Here is a 19,712-nt window from a genome sequence, read left to right on the forward strand (position 1 = left end):
TTAAGAATGAATGACTCCCTCGAGACCCTCCTCGCCGACGGCATCATCGACGCCGTCATCGGCCAGCTGAAGACGGGGAAGGAGGCGGAGGTGTGGCTCGTCCAGCACGCCGGCCAGGTTGTCGCAGCGAAGCTGTACAAGGAGCGCCACGAGCGCAACTTCCGCAACAACTCCGGCTACAAGGAAGGCCGCGAGGTGCGCAACTCGCGCACGCGCCGCGCCATGGAGAAGGGCAGCCGCTTCGGGCAGGCCGCCGCGGAAGAGGCGTGGAAGAACGCGGAAGCGGACTCGCTCTACAAGCTGCACGCACAAGGCGTGCGCGTGCCCACGCCGGTGCTGTTCTACGAGGGCATCCTCCTCATGGAACTGGTGCGGGACGCGGAAGGACAGCCCGCGCCCCGGCTGGTGGAGGCTCCGCCCCAGACGCCCGAGGAGGCCGAGGCCCTCTACCTGGACCTGCGCGCCCAGGTGGTTCGCACCATGTGCGCGGACCTCATTCATGGGGACCTGTCGCCCTACAATATCCTGATGAGCGGGTCCGGGCCGACCATCATCGACTTTCCGCAGACGGTGGCGGCGGCGCGCAACAGCCAGGCGGAGTTCTACTTCCGCCGCGACCTGGACAACGTGCGGGATTTCCTGGCGGGCTTTTCGTCCCGGCTGGCGGGTCGCGCGGGTGACACGGGCGAAATCTGGAACGCGTACGTGCGGCGCGAGCTGACGCCGGACTTCGTGCCGTCGGGAGCGTTCCGCGAGGCGCCGCGTCGGCAGGGCGCCGGCCGTCAGACGTCCCGGCAGGAGCGGTTCCTCCAGCAGGAGGAGGCCCGGCGCAACGAGGTCCGTCCGGCTCCGGCGCCCGTGGCGGTGGAGGAAGGGCTCAGCGAGGAAGAGGCGGAGCTGCGCGCGCTGGAGGCGCTGGTGCTGCGCCAGGGTGGCGGCGAGCGTGGGCGGCCCGTCGTCACGGCGAGCCCGCGCGATGGGCGTCGGCGCGGTGGGTCGGGTGGCAAGCCGCCGCCGCGCACCGGCAATGCGCCGCGGCCCGGGAGCGGTGGGCCCCAGCAGAACGCGGGAGCGCGTCCGGCGCAGGGCGGTGGCAACAACCGGCCCAACGGCAACAACGGGCGTCCGCAGCAGGGCGGACCGCGCAACGGCGCTCCGGCGCAGGGTGCGAATGCCCCGGTGGCGCAGAGCGCGAATGCTCCGGCGGCGCAGGGCGATGCACGCATGAACGGCCGGCCCCAGCAGGGAGGGCCGCGCAACGAGCCGCGCCGCGATGGACGTCCGCCGCGCTCGCCCAACGGCGAGGCGCGCATGAACGGCCAGCCGTCTGCCGAGAACGGTCAGGCACCGCAGCAGAACAGCCGGCCGCCGCGCATGAACGGCCAGCCGTCTGCCGAGAACGGTCAGGCACCGCAACAGAACAGCCGGCCGCCGCGCATGAACGGCCAGCCGTCTGCCGAGAACGGTCAGGCACCGCAGCAGAACAGCCGGCCGCCGCGCACGACCGGTCAGCCTTCTGGCGAGAACGGTCAGGCGCCACAGCAGAACAGCCGGCCCCCGCGCATGAGCAGGCAGCCGTCTGCCGAGAACGGTCAGGCGCCACAGCAGAACAGCCGGCCTCCGCGCATGAACAGGCAGCCATCTGGCGAGATTAGCCAGGCGCCACAGCAGAACAGCCGGCCTCCGCGCATGAACGGTCAGCCAGCTGGTGAGAACGGTCAGGCGTCGCAGCAGAACAGCCGGCCGCCGCGCATGAATGGCCAGCCGGCTGCCGAGAACGGCCAAGCATCGCAGCAGAACAGCCGGCCGCCGCGCATGAACGGTCAGCCTTCTGGCGAGAACGGTCAGGCGTCGCAGCAGAACGGCCGGCCTCCGCGCATGAATGGCAGGTCTCGTGGCGGTGAGTCGGGCCTGAAGGGTCCGTCGCGCCAGAACGGTCAGCCGGATAGCGGCGAGGCTGCTGTGAACGGCCAGCCGCACGGCGGCGAGGCTGCTGTGAACGGTCAGGCGCAACAGCCGAACGGCAACGGCCGTCCGCCGCGCAACGAGTGGCGCGCGAATGGTCGTCCGCAGCAGAACGGCGAGCCGCGCCAGGAGGGTCCGGGAGCGCAGTCGCGCATGAACGGCCGGCCTCCGCGCAACAACGGCTCATTCCAGGACGGCGACCCGCAGCAGAACGGCGAGCCGCGCCAGAATGGCCGGGGTCCGGGCTCGGGTCCTCGCGAGGCGCGTAGCAACCTGCCCAACAACGGTCCCCGGATGCCCCGTCAGGGCCCGGAGCGCGGCGCGGGACGTTCGTCCCGGGGTTCCGCGCCCCAGGTGAGCTACGTGGCCCGTCCGCCCGCGGCTTCGTCCTCGAACCCCGAGACAGGATCCTCCTAGCCTTCGGTCAGGGGGAGCGCCCTACCAGGCCTCCCCGCCGCCGGCGCACCGCGAAAACCTGTCCGACCGTCGGACAAGTTTCGAGGACGCGAGGTCGGCCCCGGCGCCAGCCGGACCGTGGAAACCTGTCCGACGGTCGGACAGGTTTTGAACCACGCCAGCCGGAGGCTGCCGCGCCCTACTCCGCCTTCACCGGCGGCGGTTCCCGCGCCAGCTCCTCGCGGAAGAACCGGCTGCCCTTCGCGAGCGTCTCCATGTACGGGCGCACGTCCTCGCGGGCCTCCGGGCTCAGCGCCGCGAACGGCGTCACGTGCGCGTCCGGCACGTAGCGGAACGTCAGGTTGATGCGCCGCGTGCGGAAGTCCGGCAGCTCCGGCGGCATCACGTGCCCCGCGCGAGTGTCCACCCGCTGCACCCGGTGGAACGTCTGCTCCTTCCACTGCGCCCCACCAAAGAGCTGCAGCGCCCCGTCATCCAGCCACTGCTCCAGCACCACCGCATCCCGCTCGCCGGGCCGCGTGGACGTGACGAACTGGATGAGCGCGCGCTCGCCCAGCGACAGTGACGCCACCGGGCCGGGCTCGAAGTCCTTGTGCTCGCCCACGCGCGCGGTGTCCACCCAGCGCCCGTCCTCCAACCGGTTGCCGTAGAAGTTCACCAGGCACGTGTTGAGGTGCCAGCCCTGCGGCATGTCCGGGCCCCGGAACATCCGCCGCGCCAGCGCCTCCACCTTCGCAATCTGCCGCTCCAGCACCGCCGGGAACGGCTCCGCCTTCACGCAGCGGTCCTTCACGCCCTTCGGCGGCCGGTAGTAGTCCAGACACGCGAACTGCCAGTTGCCCAGCCAGTACACCGGCCTGAGCAACCGCCGCTGCTGCTGGCCTTCCGGCGGTGGGAAGTGCTTCGAAAAGCGCTCCTCCCACAGCGGGTGCAGCGTGCCCAGCCACGCCAATATCTCCGTGCGGTCCGCCGAGTTCAGGAAGCTCGCGTTGTAGTGGTGGCCCGGCGTGCGCTGCGCGGCCTTGCGCGCCAGCGGGGAACCCGGGCCCCTGTGGGGAGGCAAGGCCATGCGCTCAGGTCCTCACGCCTCGGAGGCGGCCACGTCCAACGCCAGTTCGATCATCTCGTCGAACGTCGTCTGACGGTCCTCCGGCGACAGGTGCTCGCCGGTGCGGATGTGGTCCGACACGGTGAGCAGGGACAGCGCCCGTGCGCCGAACTCCGCGGCCACGCCGTACAGGCCGGCGATCTCCATCTCCACCGCCAGGATGCCCATCTTCTCCAGCGTCGCGTTGAGCGCTTCCTGCGGGTGGTAGAAGAGGTCCGAGGTGAAGACGTTGCCCACGCGCACCGGCTTGTTGCGCTTCTCCGCCGCCTCCACCGCGCGCCGGGCCAGCGTGAAGTCCGCCACCGCCGGGAAGTCGTGCCCCATCACGCGCATGCGGTTCACGTTGGAGTCCGTGCCCGCGCCCATCGCCACGATGACGTCGCGCAGCTTCACGTCCGTGCGCAGCGCGCCGCAGCTGCCCACGCGGATGAGCACCTTCGCGCCGTAGTTCTTCACCAGCTCCGTCGCGTAGATGGAGATGGAGGGCACGCCCATGCCGTGCCCCATCACCGACAGTCGCTTGCCCCGGAAGGTGCCGGTGAAGCCCAGCATGTTGCGCACCGACGTGACGGAGCGCGCGTTCTCCAGGAAGCGCTCGGAGATGTAGCGCGCCCGGAGGGGGTCGCCCGGCATGAGGATCACTTCAGCGAAGTCACCGGGAGACGCGGAGATGTGCGGAGTTGCCATGGAAGCAGAAGCCTTTCAGCGTCCGGTCGACAGACCGGAGGGAACACCCGTGGGAACGGCCACCGGCGTCGGTGCCGGCGCGGCGGGAGTGCACGGGTTGGGCAGCTTGCCCGAAGCCGCGGGCGCCGTGTTCACCAAAGCGGGGGCCTCCGCCTGGGGAGGCATCCGGCGCGGAGGCAGCTGCACCGGCGGGGGGATGGGGCAGTGCGTGCACGGGCCCTTCAGCGGAATCACCAGCCGCCGGCCAATGCTCAGGAACGTGTTGCGCATCCGGTTGGCCTTCTTGATGGCCACCACGCTGGAGTTGTGACGCATCGCAATGCCGCCCAGCGTGTCCCCGTTGCGCACCTTGTACATCATGAGGTTCTGGTCCGGCTGGAGCGCCAGCAGCGGCGCCACCCGGCGGCCCAGCTCCTGCGCGCGGCCGTTGAAGAAGCGCACGTGGAAGTGGTCGCGGTGCCGGCGCGCGTGTTTGATCAGCGAGTTGAAGCCCGCGTTGAACAGCGAATCCAGCCACACCTTGTCCTCGCCAATGGACAGCGCGTAGTCGTACAGGACCTTCATCACGCGCTTGTCCACGAGGATCATCTGCACGTCGGTGTTGACCACCAGCGAGCGCACCAGCGCCCAGTTCATGGCCACGTCGATGTAGCGCTCCCGCTCGCGCTCGCGCACCGGCTCCGCGGTCGGGTAGTAGAAGCCCAGGTCGACGTCGCGACCGTTCTGGTGGCTCTTGTGCGGGCGCAGGTAGCCGCCGTCCTTGGTGGACAGGCGGTTGACGCGCAGCGTGGGCACGTTCGGGTACTGCGCGCGCACGGCGCGGATGGCGGCGGCCACGTAGTCCACCGTCTCCTGCGTGCCGTAGGCAATGTCCGGAGACACCACGAGCCAATCCTTGTCATCCGGCACGCGCACGCTGTTGATCTGCCGGCCGCTCTCCACGAAGCCGATGGACATGGAGCCCAGCGTGGCCGGGTCCTTCTTCCACGCCTCGGTGAGCGCTTCCTCGGACAGGTCAGCGGTGTACAGCGGCCCAGCGGGCGCGGCGGGCGCGAGCGGCGCCTGCATCTCGCCTTCCTCGCTCACGCCTTCGTCATCCGTGGCCGCGGTGGCCTCGTCGTCCTCGTCCTCCGCATCCACGGGGCAGGGGTTCTCCCGCACGGCGGCGTCAGTGACGACGGCGGCGACCTCCGCCGGAGAAGGCATCGCAACGGGGGCACCGGACGCGCTCACGGCGAGCGTGGACTGGGGCTCGGACGCGGCCGGAGCCGGGGCCTGCGCGGCAGGTGTCGCAGCCGGCGGCTCCACGGGCGGCGTCGCGGGCGAGGCCTGGACCGGGGCCGGAGCGGGCGCCGGGACGGGGGTGACGACACGCGCGGCGCAGCCGGCGCAGAACAGGAGGATCAGGAGTGAGGAACGCACCGGGCCGAAGGATGACCCGAGATGCCCGGGTCACCAAGCGCGGAGCGCGATTTTGACTGCGCGTGCGCACTCCTGCCTGCCTGCTTCAAGCGCTCCGTACGAAGCCTTCCGCCTCGAGCACCTGCGAGGCACGGCGAGGCGAGAGCACGTCGAAGGGCAGCCGCCGTCCACCGCCCATGGACAGCACGCGCTGGTCCTTGCTCACCAGCCACGAGGCCCCCGCGCGTGCCGTCAGTTCCAGGAACTTCTGATCATCCCGGTCCCGGCACGGCGGCAGTTCCATCGGTGAGCCTTCACCGTCCGCCACGCGCACGAGCGCGCCGTACGCGTGGCGCACCGTCCGCTGCGCGTCCGCCGTCAGCTTGAACGAGGGATAGGCGAGCACCAGCGCCAGCTCCTTCATCGTGTGCCGGTCCGCCCACGCCGTCAGCGCGCCCGAACGCAGCGCCTGGGCCAACGGCCGCGTGAAGACGTCATCAAAGACGAACATGTCCAGCACCACGTTGGTGTCCAGCACCACGAAACGAATGGCAGGCGCAGCGGAAGGCGTCTTCACGATGCAGGAACTTTCCGTCACCAACACCGCGGACACAACCCTGCCCTTTCACACGGCAATCACAATGCACGGAGAGTCCATGGCAGAAACCAGGAATAACCGACAAGAATGTATTTCGCTAAACCCCTTCCCCCTTGCCGGCCACCGCCGGTGAAAGGTCAGTCCATGAAGCCCTCGTCCCGTTCGCTGTGTCTGACGTTGCTGAGCGCCGCTGCCCTGCTGGGCGGCTGTGGAGGCGAGGAGGCGCCCACGCCGCAGGGTGAAGGCGTCATGGTGCCGCCGGTCCAGACGGAGGTCGCCGGCAACGGGCTGAGTGCGAGCGCCGCGTATTGCGACGACGTGACGACCTGGGACCCGGCCTGGGTGAAGTTCGAGGCGGACGTGCTCACGCTCATCAACCAGCGCCGAGCCGCGGGCGCCACCTGTGGCGGCGTGGTGAAGCCGGCGGTGGGCGCGCTCACGACCAATGACAAGCTTCGCTGTGCGGCGCGCAAGCACTCCAAGGACATGGGCACGAACAACTTCTTCAGCCACACGGGCTCCAACGGCTCCACGCCGTGGCAGCGCATGGGGTCCGCGGGCTACAGCTACCGGACGGCGGCGGAGAACATCGCCGCGGGCTACGGCACCGCGCAGGCGGTGGTGGACGGCTGGATGGCCAGCACCGGGCACTGCAACAACATCATGAATGGGGCGCTGCAGCAGTCGGGCATCGGCTACTACAACGCGCCGTCCAGCACGTACCGCGCGTACTGGACGCAGGACTTCGGCACGCCGTAGTTCCGCCTGAAGGTCGGAGGGCTATGCTTCGCGTCCCATGCCCTCCCCCTTCGCCGAGCACTTCCCCGCCCTGCGGTCCGGCTTCAGCTACCTGGACAACGCGGCGGGGGCGCAGGTGCCCACGCACTGCATCGACGCCATCCATCAATTCCTCTCGGGTGGCAGCTGCAACGTGGGCCAGCCCTACCCCGCCTCCCGAGTGGCCACCGCGCTCAAGGCCCGGGCGCGCGAGGAGACGGCGGAGTTCCTGAACTGCCGGCCCGACGAGGTGATGCTCGGGCCCAGCGCCACCGCGCTCACCTTCCAGGTGGGCCGTGCCGTCTCCCGCCTCTTCCAGGCGGGAGACGAGGTGGTCATCTCCGAACTGGAGCACGAATCCAACGCGGCCCCATGGCGCGCGCTGGAGGCGCAGGGCGTAAAGGTGAAGACCTGGTGCGCGAGCTGGCCGGAGGGACGGCTGGAGGCCTCCGAGCTGCGCAAGCTCGTCACGCCGCGCACGCGGCTGGTGGCGCTGTCAGCGGCGGCGAACTCCGTGGGCGCGACGCCGGACGTGGCCGCGGCGGCGGAGGTGGCACACGGATTGGGCGCGTGGCTGTTCGTGGACGCGGTGCACTCCAGTCCGCATCACCTGCCGGACGTGCGCGCGTGGGGCGCGGACTTCGCGGTGTTCTCGCCGTACAAGGTCTTCGGTCCGCACCTGGGTTGTCTGTTCGTGCGGCGTGAGCTCCTCGCGGGGCTGCCGGCGGACAAGCTGTGGTTCATGCCGGATGACGGTCCGCAAAAGTTCGAGCCGGGCACGGCGAACCACGAAGGCTGGGCCGGATGGTTGGGCTCGCTGCGCTATCTGCGCGACGTGCTGGGCGGGGGCCAGCCGGGGCGTGAGGGATTGACGCGAGCCTTCCAGCGCATCACGCAACTGGAACAGCCGCTGCTGGAGGCCGCGCTGGAGCAGTTGTGCCGGCACCCGCGCGTGCAGCTCTACGGGCCGAAGACGTCCGCCGGGCGCGTGGCCACCTTCTGCTTCAACGTGACCGGCCTGTCGCCGCGCGCCGTGGCCGAGCACCTGGCGGAACAGGGCGTGGGCGTCGCGGCGGGGCACTACTACGCGACGATGGCGGCGGAGGCACTGGGGCTCATGCCCGACGGCGCAGTGCGCGCGTCGTTGCTCCACTACAACACGGCGGAGGACGTGGGCCGGTTGCTCGCGGCTCTGGATTCGCTGCCCTGATGCCGGGAGACCCGATCCGTCGTCCATGAGTCCTGAGCCGCGCCCATCCATCAGGATTCGGGCTCGGCCCTCAAACGAGGGTGGGCCTCGATACTGGCCACGAACGCCTGTCCATGACGGAGTTGCCCACCCCAAAGGATGGCATTGGCCCATCCGCCCCCTACTTCCCAGAGTTCGGCGAACCAGGCATGGAGACTGGCATGAGCGCTCCATCGACGGGCCCAGACCTCGGCCGCAGCCTGCTCTCCGCTTCGAGACCAGGCGAAGAAGTGTTCGATCCCTTCGTGCTGGCGTAGCACCTGCTCGGCCGCGTCGGATGGAGCAGCAGCCGTCAATGCGGCCCCCAGCAATGCGAGCACAGCCCGCTCCCAACGCGGCTCGCAGGATTCCAGGATCCGAGCCGTTTCGGCGTGCGCGCCCACCATCCCGAGCACCAGCATGGCGCATCCCGTGGAATAGGACTCGGCGCCCATGGCCTCCCGCGCGAGGGGGACAATCGCGACGACCTCGCGGTTTTGCGGGTATCGATGCAAGTGAATGCTGAGCGCTTGCACGAGCAACAAGCAGAGGCGCGTGGCGGATGAGCGCGTCAGCCCGGTGACGCCGTGAATGGCGGATGAAATCGTGGCGGCGACCCGCGGGTCGTCGAGCTTCATGAGCGTCGCCAATACGGTCTTGTGAACCTCTGGATCCGTGTTGGCATCCAACCCATCCGCCACGAAGCGCAAGAGTTCGTCGATGACTGCTGGAGGATGGGGCTTCCATTCCGCAAGGGCTTTGGCGGCGGCCCGAGCAATCCCATGTTCGACGTGCTCCTCCACCCCGGGGCCGTTGTCGTGAGAATCCCGAAGCAATTCGACAAGGGCGTTGCGCCCCAAGTCCCAATGCTCTCGGGCCATCACCCCGACGAAGGCCTTCCGGACGAAGGAACTCTCATCGTGCGCATGACGTAGAAGGGCTTGCTGCTCTTCCGGCGAGGCACTTGAGGGGAAGGCACGAACGACAGCCTCCCGAACCCCGGCCTCGACGTCGGACAAGGTCCGGAGAAGGAGGCCGCGTGCATCGGACGAAGAATCCTTTGCAAGCGCCCGGACGGCTTTTATGCGAACCCTGGGGTCACCGATGGCCAAGGCCTGCGCTGCTTCCGTGACCACGGACTCTCCTGACACAGCCAGGGTCAGCAGACTGGCCTGTCCGAGCTTTCCTTCAGGGCGCTGTGCCCATTGACGCAGTCGCGCGCAGTCTTCAGGCGAAAGCCGCGGCACCGCGTGAAGCCCCTTTTTGTCCGAGGCCGTGCGCACGCACTGCTTCACGAGTGTGGCCAGCGGGACACCCATGGCCGCGCTCAGCTCCTCACGATAGGGCTTCATTTTATCGTTGGACCAGGACGCAAGCTCCTCGGCAGCCATGACGACGAACGCCCTGCGCTCCTCGGACCACCCCAGGCTCCGTTCGCGAAGAGCCGCCCCAAGCTCCGGCGCCGGAATGAGACCCGACAATGCGCCGAGACAACTCCCGATCCCATTCTGCGGGAGGGTGCCGAGAGCATCCACCATGCGAGGGGCAAAGATTGCGAACTGATGCTCCGCGATGATGCGCCAGGCGTCGTCGGAGGACACCTCCTCTCCAACATCGAGGAATGCTTCGACTTCCGCCACCCCTGGCGGAGGATTTCCCTCGCGCATGGCATCCGCCCATCGCCCGTACAGGCGACTTCTCCGGGGATGGGTGAGAATCCACGCATGGCCTTCTCGCCGTCGCCGAGCCACCACCCAGCCATCCAGCGCGGTGTAGGCAGCCTCATGGGGAGTGCCATCTCCAATCAAGAGATAGTCGGCGTACGCAGCATCCAGTACACCCTGATTGGCCTTTCGATACAATTCGCCAGGCGCGTCTTCCTCCGGTGGCTTTTCCAATGCCATCAGGATCCTGTCTAGAAGCGCCTCATGGTCAGGCGCCGGTCCACTCAGCGCGCCCTGGGCCAGTTCACCGACGGCATGGCCGCCAGCCTCAAGGGAATCATTGAGGCTCTGCGAATACACCGGACTCAGGTCCCATCCGAAACGCGAAGTCCACTCCTCGAACCCGCTCTCGTGCAGCGCGAGGCCTACCGTCCAGGGCCAGAAGTGGATGTAACGCTCTAGGATCCGCCGCGCGTCGGAAGACGCCTGGATGAGTTCATAGGTCGAGGGTTGCCAGTCTGGAGGGACCCATCTGAGTTCCCACCAGCCCGCATCCGCTGGCCTGGGAGGGTGCAGGAGGGCATCGAGCAAGAGCGCGATCGGCCCGCCTTCTGGCGCCCATCGGCGCGTCGCGTGCAACACCTCTACGAAGTTTCCGAACGGGGTTCGCAGCACTTCATCGAGAAGATGTTGCTGGATGCGGGTGGAGACCTCGTGGGGAAGGGAGGCACGTCTCGCATCGGGAAGACGGTCTGCGATCTCATAAGCCGCGTGGGCCTCTTCCTTGCCACACAGTTGTTCCAGCAACTCCCCCATGAGGTGGTCGGCCTCATCCGGAAGGCTGTCCAGGAACCGTCCCAGCCCCGTCACCGTCGTGGGGTGGGCACTCAGGCGCATGTCATTCCGCCGCAACCATCCAGCCTCAACCAGCCAATCCACGAGCCTCTGGATGGGAAACGGCTTCTGGGGTTGGCACTGCAGACGTTGCGCGCGCATTCGCACGCTCCCGAAGTCACAGGCCGCGCTCACGCAGAGCTGTGTCCATAGGAACATGGCCGGGCCCTGGGCCCAGCCCAACCCTCGAACCTCGCGCTCGAGCGTTCCGGACAACTCGCCCACTTCGGCGTCATGCAGGAGCTTCTCGAGGTCCAACTCGGGGTGTCGCGGCGCTGCGATCACGGCGGAGACAAAGCGATCAATGGAAAGGGGGACCTTCAATGTCTCGATGATCTCTTCACGATGCTTCCGGACAAACTGTCGCCGACCCACTGACGGAAGGGCTCGCGACTTTCGGTCCAGTATTCGCTGCCGGGCCGACGTGTCGTAGCTCTCGTAGTCGAGTGTCGCGCTCACCCGCTCAACTTCGGGCGGGACGCGACCACCATAGACGTCTCCCAGCAGGCCCATGCGGGTGGTGACAAGAAGTTTATGGGCAGTCCCGGAGACTCGTCGGAACAGGGTTGGCAACTGCGTGGCCCAGCCCTTCTCCGGAGTTCGCGCATCCTGTCCCCAGGGATCATCCACGCGGAACAGGAATGGGCCACCCTGGCCAAGGCGTTGCAGGATGTCTCCTGGCGAATCCGCGTGAACCACCTCGAAAGGAGGCGAGGCCGTCCGCAGCTTGAATGTGAGCATGTCCCCGACCAGGGTCTTCCCTGCGCCTGGAGGCCCTTTCAGAAGCAACCCGTTTCCCTTCGCCAGCCGCTCCTCGAACTGGTCGTAGCCTTGAGGCTGCACGAAGTCATCCATGTCCGCGGTTCGCGTGGGTGATCCTCCCAGACGGCGCAGTTGCTCAAGGATATCGTCTCGCGTCCATTGTAATGAACCATTTCCGATGAGCTTTGCATGCACGTCTTGCTTCAACAGCATCAAGGCTTCATCGAAACGTGTCGCCGGGACAAACAGCGCGACGTCTGGGCTCTCGAACAATCGACGAATGCGCGTCGTGAGTTCTGCGTGCGTCAGTAACTCCATGATGCCAATGCGGGAAGCAATTTCCTCGGAGGAGGCGCCTTCGGAGACCTCGAGTATTGCCTTCGGCACCTTCCTTGGAAGGCTCTCCAGACTGGGAACTACAAAGTCCCTTGAGTCTGAAGCGAACTGGCCGTTGGTGATCAGCACGTAACGCAGGGAGGGATCCGCGGCGAGCTGTTCCACCGGAACAGGGGACCTCTTGCGCGCGGGAGCTGTATCTGAGGGAGGGGGCGCCTCGACGATCTTCCGGAAGGCGGCCTTTCCCGTCCAGGCGCTCCCTCGATACTTGATCTGAAACAGGATGCGCGCTGAATCGAAGCGAATATTGGACGAAGCGTCCTCGACAGGGACGGCTTCAAGGTCGGCATGTGGCGCGGGTTCGATGACGACATACGGTACCTGGCGCTCAAAGATGAGATGCAGCGCGAGCCAGACCGTCGCCACTTCCTGATAGTCGTAACCCTTCAGGGCGGCCAGGCCGCCAGTCTCCTTGGATGTATTCGCGTCCATATCAAGGGTTCTTCGGCGCTGAGCCCCGGTCACGGCGCAGCAGCGCCCATCCAGCCGCGATGATTTCGCAGACACCGCTGAGGACGAGGCACCAGAGAGCAACCTCCATGACACCATCGTTTTCGCCGCTGAGGAGCGGCTCGCTCAACCCCATCCCCAGCACCACCGTCCCCAGGCCCGCGAGGAGCCCCAGGATGGGGGAATACCTGCGCTGACGGCCGGTGACGTTGAGGAAGAGCAGCACGAATCCCACGATGAACCCCAGCACCACGACGACGGCCCCCAGGAAGAAGACCGGCCCCGGGCCGTCACCATTCCCCCGGGCCCAGGCCGGGGACGCGAACAGGAGGCTGGCCATGCCGAGCATCCAAGAGCGGCGGACCTTCATCGCGGAGAGATATCGCATCCGCGAAACCCTACCACCTCACGCCTCCACGGGCGGAGGAGGCCGCTTCGCCGTCAGCGTCGCTCCCGCGGACGCGACGCTCACCAGCCCGACCGCCTGGAGGAACAGGGCGTAGGCGTAGGGAGGGGGCAGCGGCGTTCGTGCTAGATGGCATGTAATCCCATGCCAGACTCCCGCTACCTCTTACACGACGCGAGCGCTCCCTGCCCTGAGGCATCCCCTCGTTTGCGATTTTCCCTCGGAACTTGCTCGCTCCCCTACCCCATGCGCTCTCCGAGGGAAGTCTTCAAATGAGGGGATGCCTCAGGATGGGGCGGAGTACACTTGCTCCCTGCGGATGAGGAACTCGACGGGGAGTATGCAGGCCGACACGTTAGGCGCACGAGGGCAATCGCGAGGCGCACGTTCCGTAACGAAGGCGATTGATTCCCACACGGCGCATCTCTACGCCGAACGCTGGATTTGCACTATGACACGCAAGGCACGCTTGTTCTTCTTCGCCACCCTCTGCGTGGCCGTGGGGCTCTATCCCATCAGCTACTTCCTCATGGGCTCGACCTTCGGGATTCGTGCTTCAAAGGATGAAGGATTGTTGGCAGGCCTCGTCTGGAATGCGGCCTTCTACACGCACATCTCGATGGGTGGGCTCGCGCTAGCCGTCGGCTGGACTCAGTTTGTCGAGAGGCTGCGACTCAGGTACTCGGGGGCCCACCGGCTGATTGGAAAGGTCTACGTCGGTGCCGCCTTCCTGAGCGGACTCTCGGCGGTGTACATCGGCTTCTTCGCCACGGGAGGAATCGTCGCCGCATCCGGCTTCGTCAGTCTGGGTGTCGTCTGGCTCTCGACGACAGCTTCTGCCTATTGGCTCATCAAGAACCGGCGGGTCGAGAAGCACCGGCGCATGATGACTTACAGCTTCGCTGCTTGCTTCGCGGCGGTCACGCTGAGATTGTGGATGCCTGTACTGGTTCACTCGCTGGGCGACTTCATCTCGGCGTATCGAATCGTCGCCTGGCTTTGCTGGGTTCCGAATCTCTGCGTCGCCTACTTCATCACGCGCAGATGGCCCCCTGAGGCATCCCCTCATTTGAAGACTTCCCTCGGAGAGCGCATGGGGTAGGGGAGCGAGCAAGTTCCGAGGGGAAATCGCAAACGAGGGGATGCCTCAGGGCGGCTACTCCTCCGGGGCAGATGGGGGAGGCGCCAGCTTCTTGTCCTCGTTCGTGAGGAAGCGGGCCAGCCGCTGCGCCAGCGCGAGGCGAATATGGCCAGGAGTACTGCGGGGTCATCTACGCCCATGAGGGTCGCTACTATGCATCCTGGCCAGCTGCGCTGGAGACGCGGCGCCCCAGCGCGGAGAACAGCGACTTCAAGGATTGCCGCGTGCCGAAAAGAGTGGTGGATGAGCGGGGGCGAACGGCAATCCTCGCGGACTACCACACCCACCCGTGGCGTTACTCGTCGCTTTCCATCCAAGACCGCTGGAAGTCTCGCCAGCGCTACTCGTTCCGCGTGCAGATGGACGCCACATGCTCCGTGCAGATGTACATTCCGTACCTTGAGCAGGAACGCCCTGGGGAGGTCTACGTGAGAGACGGACGCCGCTGGGTGCTCATCGGGCGCGTCATGGACAAGGTGAATGGCATCATTCAACCCGTGCCGGAGGACTCCCGATGAAACGTGCGCCAATCCTCGTTCTGTCGCTCGTTGCGTTGAGCGGGTGCTCCCTGTTCCAGCGCTCGATGCGCCCACCCCATGCGCCTCCCGAAGAGGCCCAGAAATTCGTCTTCCCTGCCCTGCCCTTTCAGGAGGGCCGGACAACACTGCTGAGTGGGGACATCGCGACCGCCGTCCAACTCGCGATGGATGACTACCTCCCCCTGGACCGCAAGCCACCCAAGGACGCCACGCCGGTCGAACTGTGCCTCTTCCGTCGCGACATCTACCAGGTGTCGGTGGAGCAACTGCCGGACGGCATCGTCCTGGTCGGCATCTACGCGCGCACTGAAATCTGCGACCCGAACGACACAGGCACGGATGCCGGAGGGCTCTACGCCGTCGATGTGCGACGCGGACTCATCGTCGCGCAACAGCGTTAGCGGCTCGCCCACCACCGCGCCCGCCGAACCACCGCACCACGAAACCCTACCCCCTCACGCCTCCACGGGCGGAGGAGGCCGCTTCGCCGTCAGCGTCGCTCCCGCGGACGCGACGCTCACCAGCCCGACCGCCATCCATTGCAGGGGCGTGAGCTGCTCGCGCAGGAACAGCCACCCCACCACCGTGGCCACGCCGGGCTCCAGGCTCATCAGGATGCCAAAGGTGCGGCTGGAGAGCTGGCCCAGCGCCATCATCTCCAGCGTGTACGGCAACGCGCTGGACAACAGCGCCACGCCCACGCCCGCGGCGAAGAGCCCTGGCGTCATCCGCTCCAGGTGACCCTCGCTCAACATGAAGGGCAGCACCGTCAGCATGGCCACCACCATGCCCGCCGCCACGCCCTGCCCTTCCGGCACGCGGCGCGACAGCCTTCCTCCCGCCAGGATGTAGAGCGCCCAGCACGCGCCCGCCGTCAGCGCCAGCACCACGCCCAGCGGATCCAACCCGCCGGGGGTCGCCGTCCACGGCGTAATCAATACGATGCCCGTCGCAGCGAAGAGCACCCACACGAAGTCCAACGCCTTGCGCGAACCCACCACCGCGAGCACGAAGGGCCCCACGAACTCCAGCGTCACCGCGAGCCCCAGCGGGATGCGCGCGATGGCCAGGTAGTACGTGAGGTTCATCACGCCCAGCGCCACGCCATACGGAACGACGGCCGCCCACTGCGCCCGCGTGTAGCGCAACAGCGGCGGACGGAAGAACACCAGCAGCATCACCGACGCCAGCACCAGGCGCAGGCCCGCGGCGCCCACCGCGCCCAGGACGGGGAAGAGCCCCTTCGCGAGCGCGGCGCCCCCCTGCACACTCACCACGGCGACGAGGACCGCGGGAATGGGAGGCAGGGCTGAAACACGGCGTCCGGCGACTTCGCTCATGGCGCGGCAATCTAGCCAGGATGCCGCACGGATTCACCGGCTCAACACCATGTGGTGAGAGCGCACCCGAATGCGGAAGGGGCGGCCTGCCGTTCCCGCCGAGAGAGGCTGTTCCCAGGCCGGCCACGGCATCGGAGCAGGGTTGCTCGCTCGGCCCTTCACTGGCGCCTTCAAGGTCGCGCCAGCGTTGTTCACCAGGATGGGAAGTGCTTCAGGCTTTCCGTAGGCGGTGTCCTCGCTCGCAGGCCCGGGCGAGCGCGGCGATGAGAAGCGAGGCGATGAACAGGCCGGCGAGGATGGGCCACGCGCCGGGTTGCATCCGCCCCGACACGTCGAACATCTCGTTGCCGAGGTAGCTCACGAGGAGCAGCGGCGGCACGTAGCCCACCAGCGAGCCCCAGAAGTGGGTCCAGAACCCCACCTTCGAGACGCCAAGAAACCCGTGGAGCGCCTGCGGCATCCAGAGGACCCACCGCAGGACCACGACCGTCTGAAAGGCGTTCCTCTCAAGTGCAGCGTCGTACTTGCGGAGCCGGGCGGGAATCCTCGCGGAAACCCAGTCCTTCGCCACGAAGCGCGCGAACGAGAAACCCACCACGCTCGCGGACATCGTCCCAATCATCGAGAGCGCGAACGCTGTCTGCCACGGCCAGATCAACGGCGCCGCGACGATGAAGATCGTCCCGGGGACCCCGAACGGCTGGAGCACCGTGTACGCGACGATGAACGCGAGGTAGCCCCAGATCCCCATCTCGACGAGCGTGTGGGCCAGGGCCTTCGGGTCGGAGACCTGCGCGAAGACGCCGAAGTACCAGGCGCCCGCGAGTATCAGGAGCACCAGCGCGACGACGCCCAGCCTCGCGACTCGCAGCGAGCGAGTCGGCGCGCTCATGCGCCAACCCTGTTGATGTCGGTCGACTCGAGGATGAAGCGATCGGCCTTCCCCTCGACGACCCGGAGCATCGCGCGGCCGAGGTTTTCGGAGGTGGTGAACATGGACGGGAAGACCCGGATGAAGAACGGGATGAGCGGGTTGAGTGGCTTCATCAGGACCACCCCAACCTGATAGGCCCGCGTGCGGCTCCGGATGCCGGGACCCGCCCGGATGAACGCGGGGCGGACGGCGCCCGCGTGCCGGAACGGCATGGACTTCAGCGCCCCCTCCACGCGCTGCCGGACGCGCGCCCACATCGAGCTCCCGCCAGCGCCACCCGCGGAGCAGTAGCAGAAGGAGAGTCCGGGGTTGAGCCGGAGGAGCGCGCGCCCCCAGATGAGCGTCAGCTCCTCGGTCAATCGGGCGTAGGCAGCCTCGTCCAGCCCCACCGAGCTCACACCAATCGCCCAGATGCAGGCGTCGTAGCCAACGAGCTGGTCCTCGACGGCGGCGAACTCGAAGAGGTCGGGCAGCAGCAGCTCCCGCAGCTTCGGGTGCTCGACGCCACACGGCTGTCGCCCGATGCTCAGCACGGCTTCGACCTCAGGAGCATTGAGCGCTTCGCGCAGGGCGCCCGCTCCCACCATGCCGCTCGCGCCAAAAATGATGACTTTCACTTCCGCCTCCCCTTCTCCTTCGCGGGAGGGGTGAAGCGCGCCGCGAGGAGCTCTGTTCGTTTCTCCAGCACCGCCGCCTTGGGCTCGTCCGCGAGGAGGCCGTCGAGCGCGAGGAGGAAGACCTCGGCGCTCGCCTCATCGCCCAGGATGGAGGCCACGCACCGCAGCGCGACCTTGCGATGGAGTTCATCGGTCTCGGGATCGATCCGCTCGCAGGCCGCGAGGAACTCACCTCCCATGGACGTACCGACCATCTCCGCCCAGGGCTCGATCACCATCACGCGGCACACGTTGAGCAAGCGCTCATACGGACTGCTGTCCGGTGCGTTCGCCGCCTGCGTCGCCAGGGGATGGCGAGACACCAGCCAGTCCACGAAGACAGCCTTGAAGATGTCTTCCTTGTCCTTGAAGACCCGGTAGAGGAGCGTGCGCGAGAGGTGCGCTCGTTTGGCGATGTCCTCGAACGACGTCTTCGCGAAGCCAAAGTTGAGGAAGCACCACCGCGCGGCAAGCAGGATCTTCGCCCGGCGCGCGGCGGTCTCGTCCTCCGTCATCGTCGTCACCATGCGGACACTATGACAACGCACGCATTTATTGTCAATTTGACCCGACAGAGGCGGGCGCGCTCCAGGCTCCTGTCCGCAGCAGCGCCCGGCGAGCGAGGAAGCGAGAGACGTTCCACTCCGGCACCGTGTCCCGCTGGGCCAACCGCTCCTGGTGCTCCCTCAGCACGGTCTCCAGACGCCACTGGTCCCCATTCTTGAGTGTGGAGGCCGCCTGGACCATCCCGGGCACGGCGTCCGCGGACAGGTCGAAGAACATCTCGGTGTCCAGCGAACCGCCGGTGCGCGCGGACCGCTCCAGGTTGTGGCGGACGATGAAGGCCTCCGGGTTGAGGAAGTTGAGCACGAGGACCGAGCCCAGGGCCGTGGCGAACGCGCCCACCGCGAAGCGCTCCGGCTTCCACCACAGCGTCACCGCGCGCCAGGCCAGCGCCGCGCCCAGCGCCACCATGAAGACGTGCGTGTGCACGCGCAGCAGCGTGTAGCCGAACGCGTCCTCGTACAGCGAAAGACGCCGCATCGCCGAGGAGAGGATGATCAACGTCAGCACCACCATCAACGACGTGCTCGCGCGGAAGACCGTCTGCGCCACGCGCGTCTCGCGCCGCGTCCAGCGCGTCAGGGCCATCACCAGCGCCAGCGTCAGCGAGGCGACGACCACCAGCTCGAAGAAGCCGCGCCGCGCGTACTCCGCGAAGGTGTAGCCGGAAGCGGGCGACGACGCGTCGCCGACGAACAGGTACGCCACCTGGAAGGCCGCGAAGACGAAGAACAGCGCATTCACGGCGAAGATGAGCGTGAGCGCTTCGATGAGCCCCAGGCGCGGCGTGGCGGACGCCACCTCCGCATCCCCCAGCTCCTTCGTGGCGCGGCGGCGCAGCGCATGCCCCAGCACGCCCGCCGCGACGCTCGCGCCGAACGCCACGCCGATACCGCGCGACATCAGCGTGCCCAGGTCCATGTCGAACGACAGGAGCCGCTGCATGGTGGAGGAGAAGATGCCGTCCGCGGATTCCAGCAGCAGCCCGAACACGAACAGCACCGGCAGCGCCAGCAGCAGGCCTCGCGTCAGCGCACCCAGGAGGCGCGAGTGGGTCTTGAGCCCCCGCATGTCCACGCTATCCCTGACGAGCACCGGCGGGTAGAGCAGGCTCTGCGCGGCGGAACCGAAGAAGACGACGATGTAGTCGGTGAGCCCCAGCCGCTCCACGCGACCCGCGGCCCAGAAGTGCGACAGCATCATCAGGAGCACGGCCGCGGTCATCACGTTGAGCGGCAGGAGCCAGGAGCTGTCCCGCACCGCCACGAAGACGCTGACCAGCCCCAGCGGCGCCAGCAGCCACGCATTGGGCCGCGCGCGCTGCCAGCCTTCGCGTCCGCCCAACCACGCGAGCGCGCCCACCAGGACCGCCACCAGCAACGGGAAGCCCAGGCCCCAGCGCGCCCTTTCGAGCAGGACCTCCGCGAGCACACCCACGGTCAGCGACGCCGCCAGCGTCCGGCGAGGGGCGCGCACCCAGGGCAGCAGGGGCCGGGCCGGGGCCGCGACGGAGGGAGCGGGAGAAGGAGGAAGCGGAGACAGGGGAACGGACGGGTTCATGGCGTCGGCACCTCGCGGGCGCGACAGCACCCGGAACAACGCCAGGATGCTCACGCCCGGCGGCACGGCTGGGGGCCTCGGGGGCGAGCGGTCGCGGAGCCACGCTGAACGGCGCCGCCCCTCCCGTGGCCGGTCGGCACGGCCCGGGCCCGGAGCGACGGGCCATTCCCACCCGGGGTCCGCATCACAGGTACCGGGAGTCCACGCCCTGGACGAAGATGCGAG

18 protein-coding genes are annotated in these 19,712 nt (G+C 67.6%); 7 read left to right on the top strand and 11 right to left on the bottom strand.

The genetic code is table 11. The features are described 5' to 3' along the window. The first annotated feature begins 6 nt into the window (after positions 1–6). Complete coding sequence (locus D7X99_RS07035) at positions 7–2,382, top strand: RIO1 family regulatory kinase/ATPase (RefSeq protein ID WP_121777072.1); 2,376 nt, start codon at positions 7–9, stop codon at positions 2,380–2,382. A 178-nt stretch (positions 2,383–2,560) separates the two neighbouring features. Here D7X99_RS07035 and D7X99_RS07040 read toward each other — a convergent pair whose 3' ends face one another. The 4 genes from D7X99_RS07040 to D7X99_RS07055 all read right to left on the bottom strand — a co-directional run bounded on the left by D7X99_RS07040 (position 2,561) and on the right by D7X99_RS07055 (position 6,155). After that, complete coding sequence (locus tag D7X99_RS07040; protein WP_121777073.1) at positions 2,561–3,451, bottom strand: alpha-ketoglutarate-dependent dioxygenase AlkB; 891 nt, start codon at positions 3,449–3,451, stop codon at positions 2,561–2,563. A 12-nt stretch (positions 3,452–3,463) separates the two neighbouring features. Beyond that, positions 3,464–4,177, bottom strand: a complete 714-nt coding sequence (gene deoD / locus D7X99_RS07045) for a purine-nucleoside phosphorylase (protein ID WP_121754782.1) — start codon at positions 4,175–4,177, stop codon at positions 3,464–3,466. A gap of 15 nt (positions 4,178–4,192) precedes the next feature. Beyond that, entirely contained in the window at positions 4,193–5,599 is a 1,407-nt protein-coding gene (locus D7X99_RS07050) for a LysM peptidoglycan-binding domain-containing protein (protein ID WP_121777074.1), read from the bottom strand. 85 nt (positions 5,600–5,684) lie between these two features. Beyond that, on the bottom strand, positions 5,685–6,155 hold the full coding sequence (locus D7X99_RS07055; protein ID WP_121777131.1) for a putative toxin-antitoxin system toxin component, PIN family: 471 nt from the start codon (positions 6,153–6,155) through the stop codon (positions 5,685–5,687). Between the two features lie 165 nt (positions 6,156–6,320). Between D7X99_RS07055 and D7X99_RS07060 the strand changes: the two genes are divergently transcribed. Both D7X99_RS07060 and D7X99_RS07065 read left to right on the top strand, forming a co-directional pair. After that, a complete protein-coding gene (locus D7X99_RS07060; RefSeq protein ID WP_121777075.1) occupies positions 6,321–6,935 on the top strand; it encodes a CAP domain-containing protein in 615 nt (204 codons plus the stop codon). A 37-nt stretch (positions 6,936–6,972) separates the two neighbouring features. Next, the gene (locus tag D7X99_RS07065) at positions 6,973–8,163 is read left to right on the top strand and encodes a cysteine desulfurase-like protein (RefSeq protein ID WP_121777076.1); all 1,191 of its coding nucleotides are present in this window, start codon (positions 6,973–6,975) and stop codon (positions 8,161–8,163) included. Positions 8,164–8,213: 50 nt separating this feature from the next. On the opposite strand, the gene D7X99_RS07070 is transcribed toward D7X99_RS07065, so the two are convergent. Then, positions 8,214–12,329, bottom strand: coding sequence for a HEAT repeat domain-containing protein (locus D7X99_RS07070; protein WP_158626941.1), 4,116 nt, complete (start codon positions 12,327–12,329; stop codon positions 8,214–8,216). Between the two features lies 1 nt (position 12,330). Further along, positions 12,331–12,687, bottom strand: a complete 357-nt coding sequence (locus D7X99_RS07075; RefSeq protein ID WP_147476046.1) for a hypothetical protein — start codon at positions 12,685–12,687, stop codon at positions 12,331–12,333. On the opposite strand from D7X99_RS07075, the gene D7X99_RS42700 reads away from it, so the two are divergent. The 4 genes from D7X99_RS42700 (at position 12,686) to D7X99_RS07090 (ending at position 14,834) form a co-directional block, all read left to right on the top strand. Next, on the top strand, positions 12,686–12,850 hold the full coding sequence (locus D7X99_RS42700) for a hypothetical protein (protein ID WP_158626942.1): 165 nt from the start codon (positions 12,686–12,688) through the stop codon (positions 12,848–12,850). The genes D7X99_RS07075 and D7X99_RS42700 overlap by 2 nt on opposite strands. A 354-nt stretch (positions 12,851–13,204) precedes the next feature. Next, positions 13,205–13,855, top strand: coding sequence for a DUF2306 domain-containing protein (locus tag D7X99_RS07080; RefSeq protein ID WP_121777079.1), 651 nt, complete (start codon positions 13,205–13,207; stop codon positions 13,853–13,855). 263 nt (positions 13,856–14,118) lie between these two features. Next, complete coding sequence (locus tag D7X99_RS07085; RefSeq protein WP_147476047.1) at positions 14,119–14,412, top strand: hypothetical protein; 294 nt, start codon at positions 14,119–14,121, stop codon at positions 14,410–14,412. Further along, positions 14,409–14,834 carry a hypothetical protein gene (locus D7X99_RS07090; RefSeq protein WP_121777081.1) on the top strand — a complete coding sequence of 142 codons (426 nt, stop codon included), beginning with the start codon at positions 14,409–14,411 and terminating at the stop codon, positions 14,832–14,834. Before D7X99_RS07085 ends, D7X99_RS07090 begins: the two co-directional genes overlap by 4 nt. Before the next feature lie 54 nt (positions 14,835–14,888). Here the strand turns inward: D7X99_RS07090 and D7X99_RS07095 are convergent, their stop codons facing one another. The 5 genes from D7X99_RS07095 to D7X99_RS07115 all read right to left on the bottom strand — a co-directional run bounded on the left by D7X99_RS07095 (position 14,889) and on the right by D7X99_RS07115 (position 19,487). Further along, positions 14,889–15,773, bottom strand: coding sequence for a DMT family transporter (locus tag D7X99_RS07095; protein WP_121777082.1), 885 nt, complete (start codon positions 15,771–15,773; stop codon positions 14,889–14,891). Positions 15,774–15,984: 211 nt separating this feature from the next. After that, positions 15,985–16,665 carry a TVP38/TMEM64 family protein gene (locus D7X99_RS07100; RefSeq protein WP_121777083.1) on the bottom strand — a complete coding sequence of 227 codons (681 nt, stop codon included), beginning with the start codon at positions 16,663–16,665 and terminating at the stop codon, positions 15,985–15,987. Further along, the gene (locus D7X99_RS07105; protein ID WP_121777084.1) at positions 16,662–17,324 is read right to left on the bottom strand and encodes a hypothetical protein; all 663 of its coding nucleotides are present in this window, start codon (positions 17,322–17,324) and stop codon (positions 16,662–16,664) included. The genes D7X99_RS07100 and D7X99_RS07105 overlap by 4 nt, the downstream gene beginning before the upstream one ends. Next, positions 17,321–17,890: a TetR/AcrR family transcriptional regulator gene (locus D7X99_RS07110; protein ID WP_169849093.1), complete on the bottom strand. Its 570-nt coding sequence runs from the start codon at positions 17,888–17,890 to the stop codon at positions 17,321–17,323. The genes D7X99_RS07105 and D7X99_RS07110 overlap by 4 nt, the downstream gene beginning before the upstream one ends. Before the next feature lie 31 nt (positions 17,891–17,921). Continuing rightward, on the bottom strand, positions 17,922–19,487 hold the full coding sequence (locus tag D7X99_RS07115; protein ID WP_147476048.1) for a DUF4153 domain-containing protein: 1,566 nt from the start codon (positions 19,485–19,487) through the stop codon (positions 17,922–17,924). Positions 19,488–19,712: the final 225 nt, after the last annotated feature.

The organism is Corallococcus sp. AB032C, assembly GCF_003668935.1.
In the GTDB taxonomy this organism is placed as follows: domain Bacteria; phylum Myxococcota; class Myxococcia; order Myxococcales; family Myxococcaceae; genus Corallococcus; species Corallococcus exiguus.

Bases quoted from the DNA above. Each gene is read 5' to 3' on its own strand.
- D7X99_RS07035 (WP_121777072.1), top strand. From the start codon at position 7: ATGAATGACTCCCTCGAGACCCTCCTCGCCGACGGCATCATCGACGCC.
- D7X99_RS07040 (WP_121777073.1), bottom strand. From the start codon at position 3,451: ATGGCCTTGCCTCCCCACAGGGGCCCGGGTTCCCCGCTGGCGCGCAAG.
- deoD (WP_121754782.1), bottom strand. From the start codon at position 4,177: ATGGCAACTCCGCACATCTCCGCGTCTCCCGGTGACTTCGCTGAAGTG.
- D7X99_RS07060 (WP_121777075.1), top strand. From the start codon at position 6,321: ATGAAGCCCTCGTCCCGTTCGCTGTGTCTGACGTTGCTGAGCGCCGCT.
- D7X99_RS07065 (WP_121777076.1), top strand. From the start codon at position 6,973: ATGCCCTCCCCCTTCGCCGAGCACTTCCCCGCCCTGCGGTCCGGCTTC.
- D7X99_RS07070 (WP_158626941.1), bottom strand. From the start codon at position 12,329: ATGGACGCGAATACATCCAAGGAGACTGGCGGCCTGGCCGCCCTGAAG.
- D7X99_RS42700 (WP_158626942.1), top strand. From the start codon at position 12,686: ATGCCGAGCATCCAAGAGCGGCGGACCTTCATCGCGGAGAGATATCGC.
- D7X99_RS07075 (WP_147476046.1), bottom strand. From the start codon at position 12,687: ATGGCCAGCCTCCTGTTCGCGTCCCCGGCCTGGGCCCGGGGGAATGGT.
- D7X99_RS07080 (WP_121777079.1), top strand. From the start codon at position 13,205: ATGACACGCAAGGCACGCTTGTTCTTCTTCGCCACCCTCTGCGTGGCC.
- D7X99_RS07090 (WP_121777081.1), top strand. From the start codon at position 14,409: ATGAAACGTGCGCCAATCCTCGTTCTGTCGCTCGTTGCGTTGAGCGGG.
- D7X99_RS07095 (WP_121777082.1), bottom strand. From the start codon at position 15,773: ATGAGCGAAGTCGCCGGACGCCGTGTTTCAGCCCTGCCTCCCATTCCC.
- D7X99_RS07100 (WP_121777083.1), bottom strand. From the start codon at position 16,665: ATGAGCGCGCCGACTCGCTCGCTGCGAGTCGCGAGGCTGGGCGTCGTC.
- D7X99_RS07110 (WP_169849093.1), bottom strand. From the start codon at position 17,890: ATGGTGACGACGATGACGGAGGACGAGACCGCCGCGCGCCGGGCGAAG.
- D7X99_RS07115 (WP_147476048.1), bottom strand. From the start codon at position 19,487: ATGAACCCGTCCGTTCCCCTGTCTCCGCTTCCTCCTTCTCCCGCTCCC.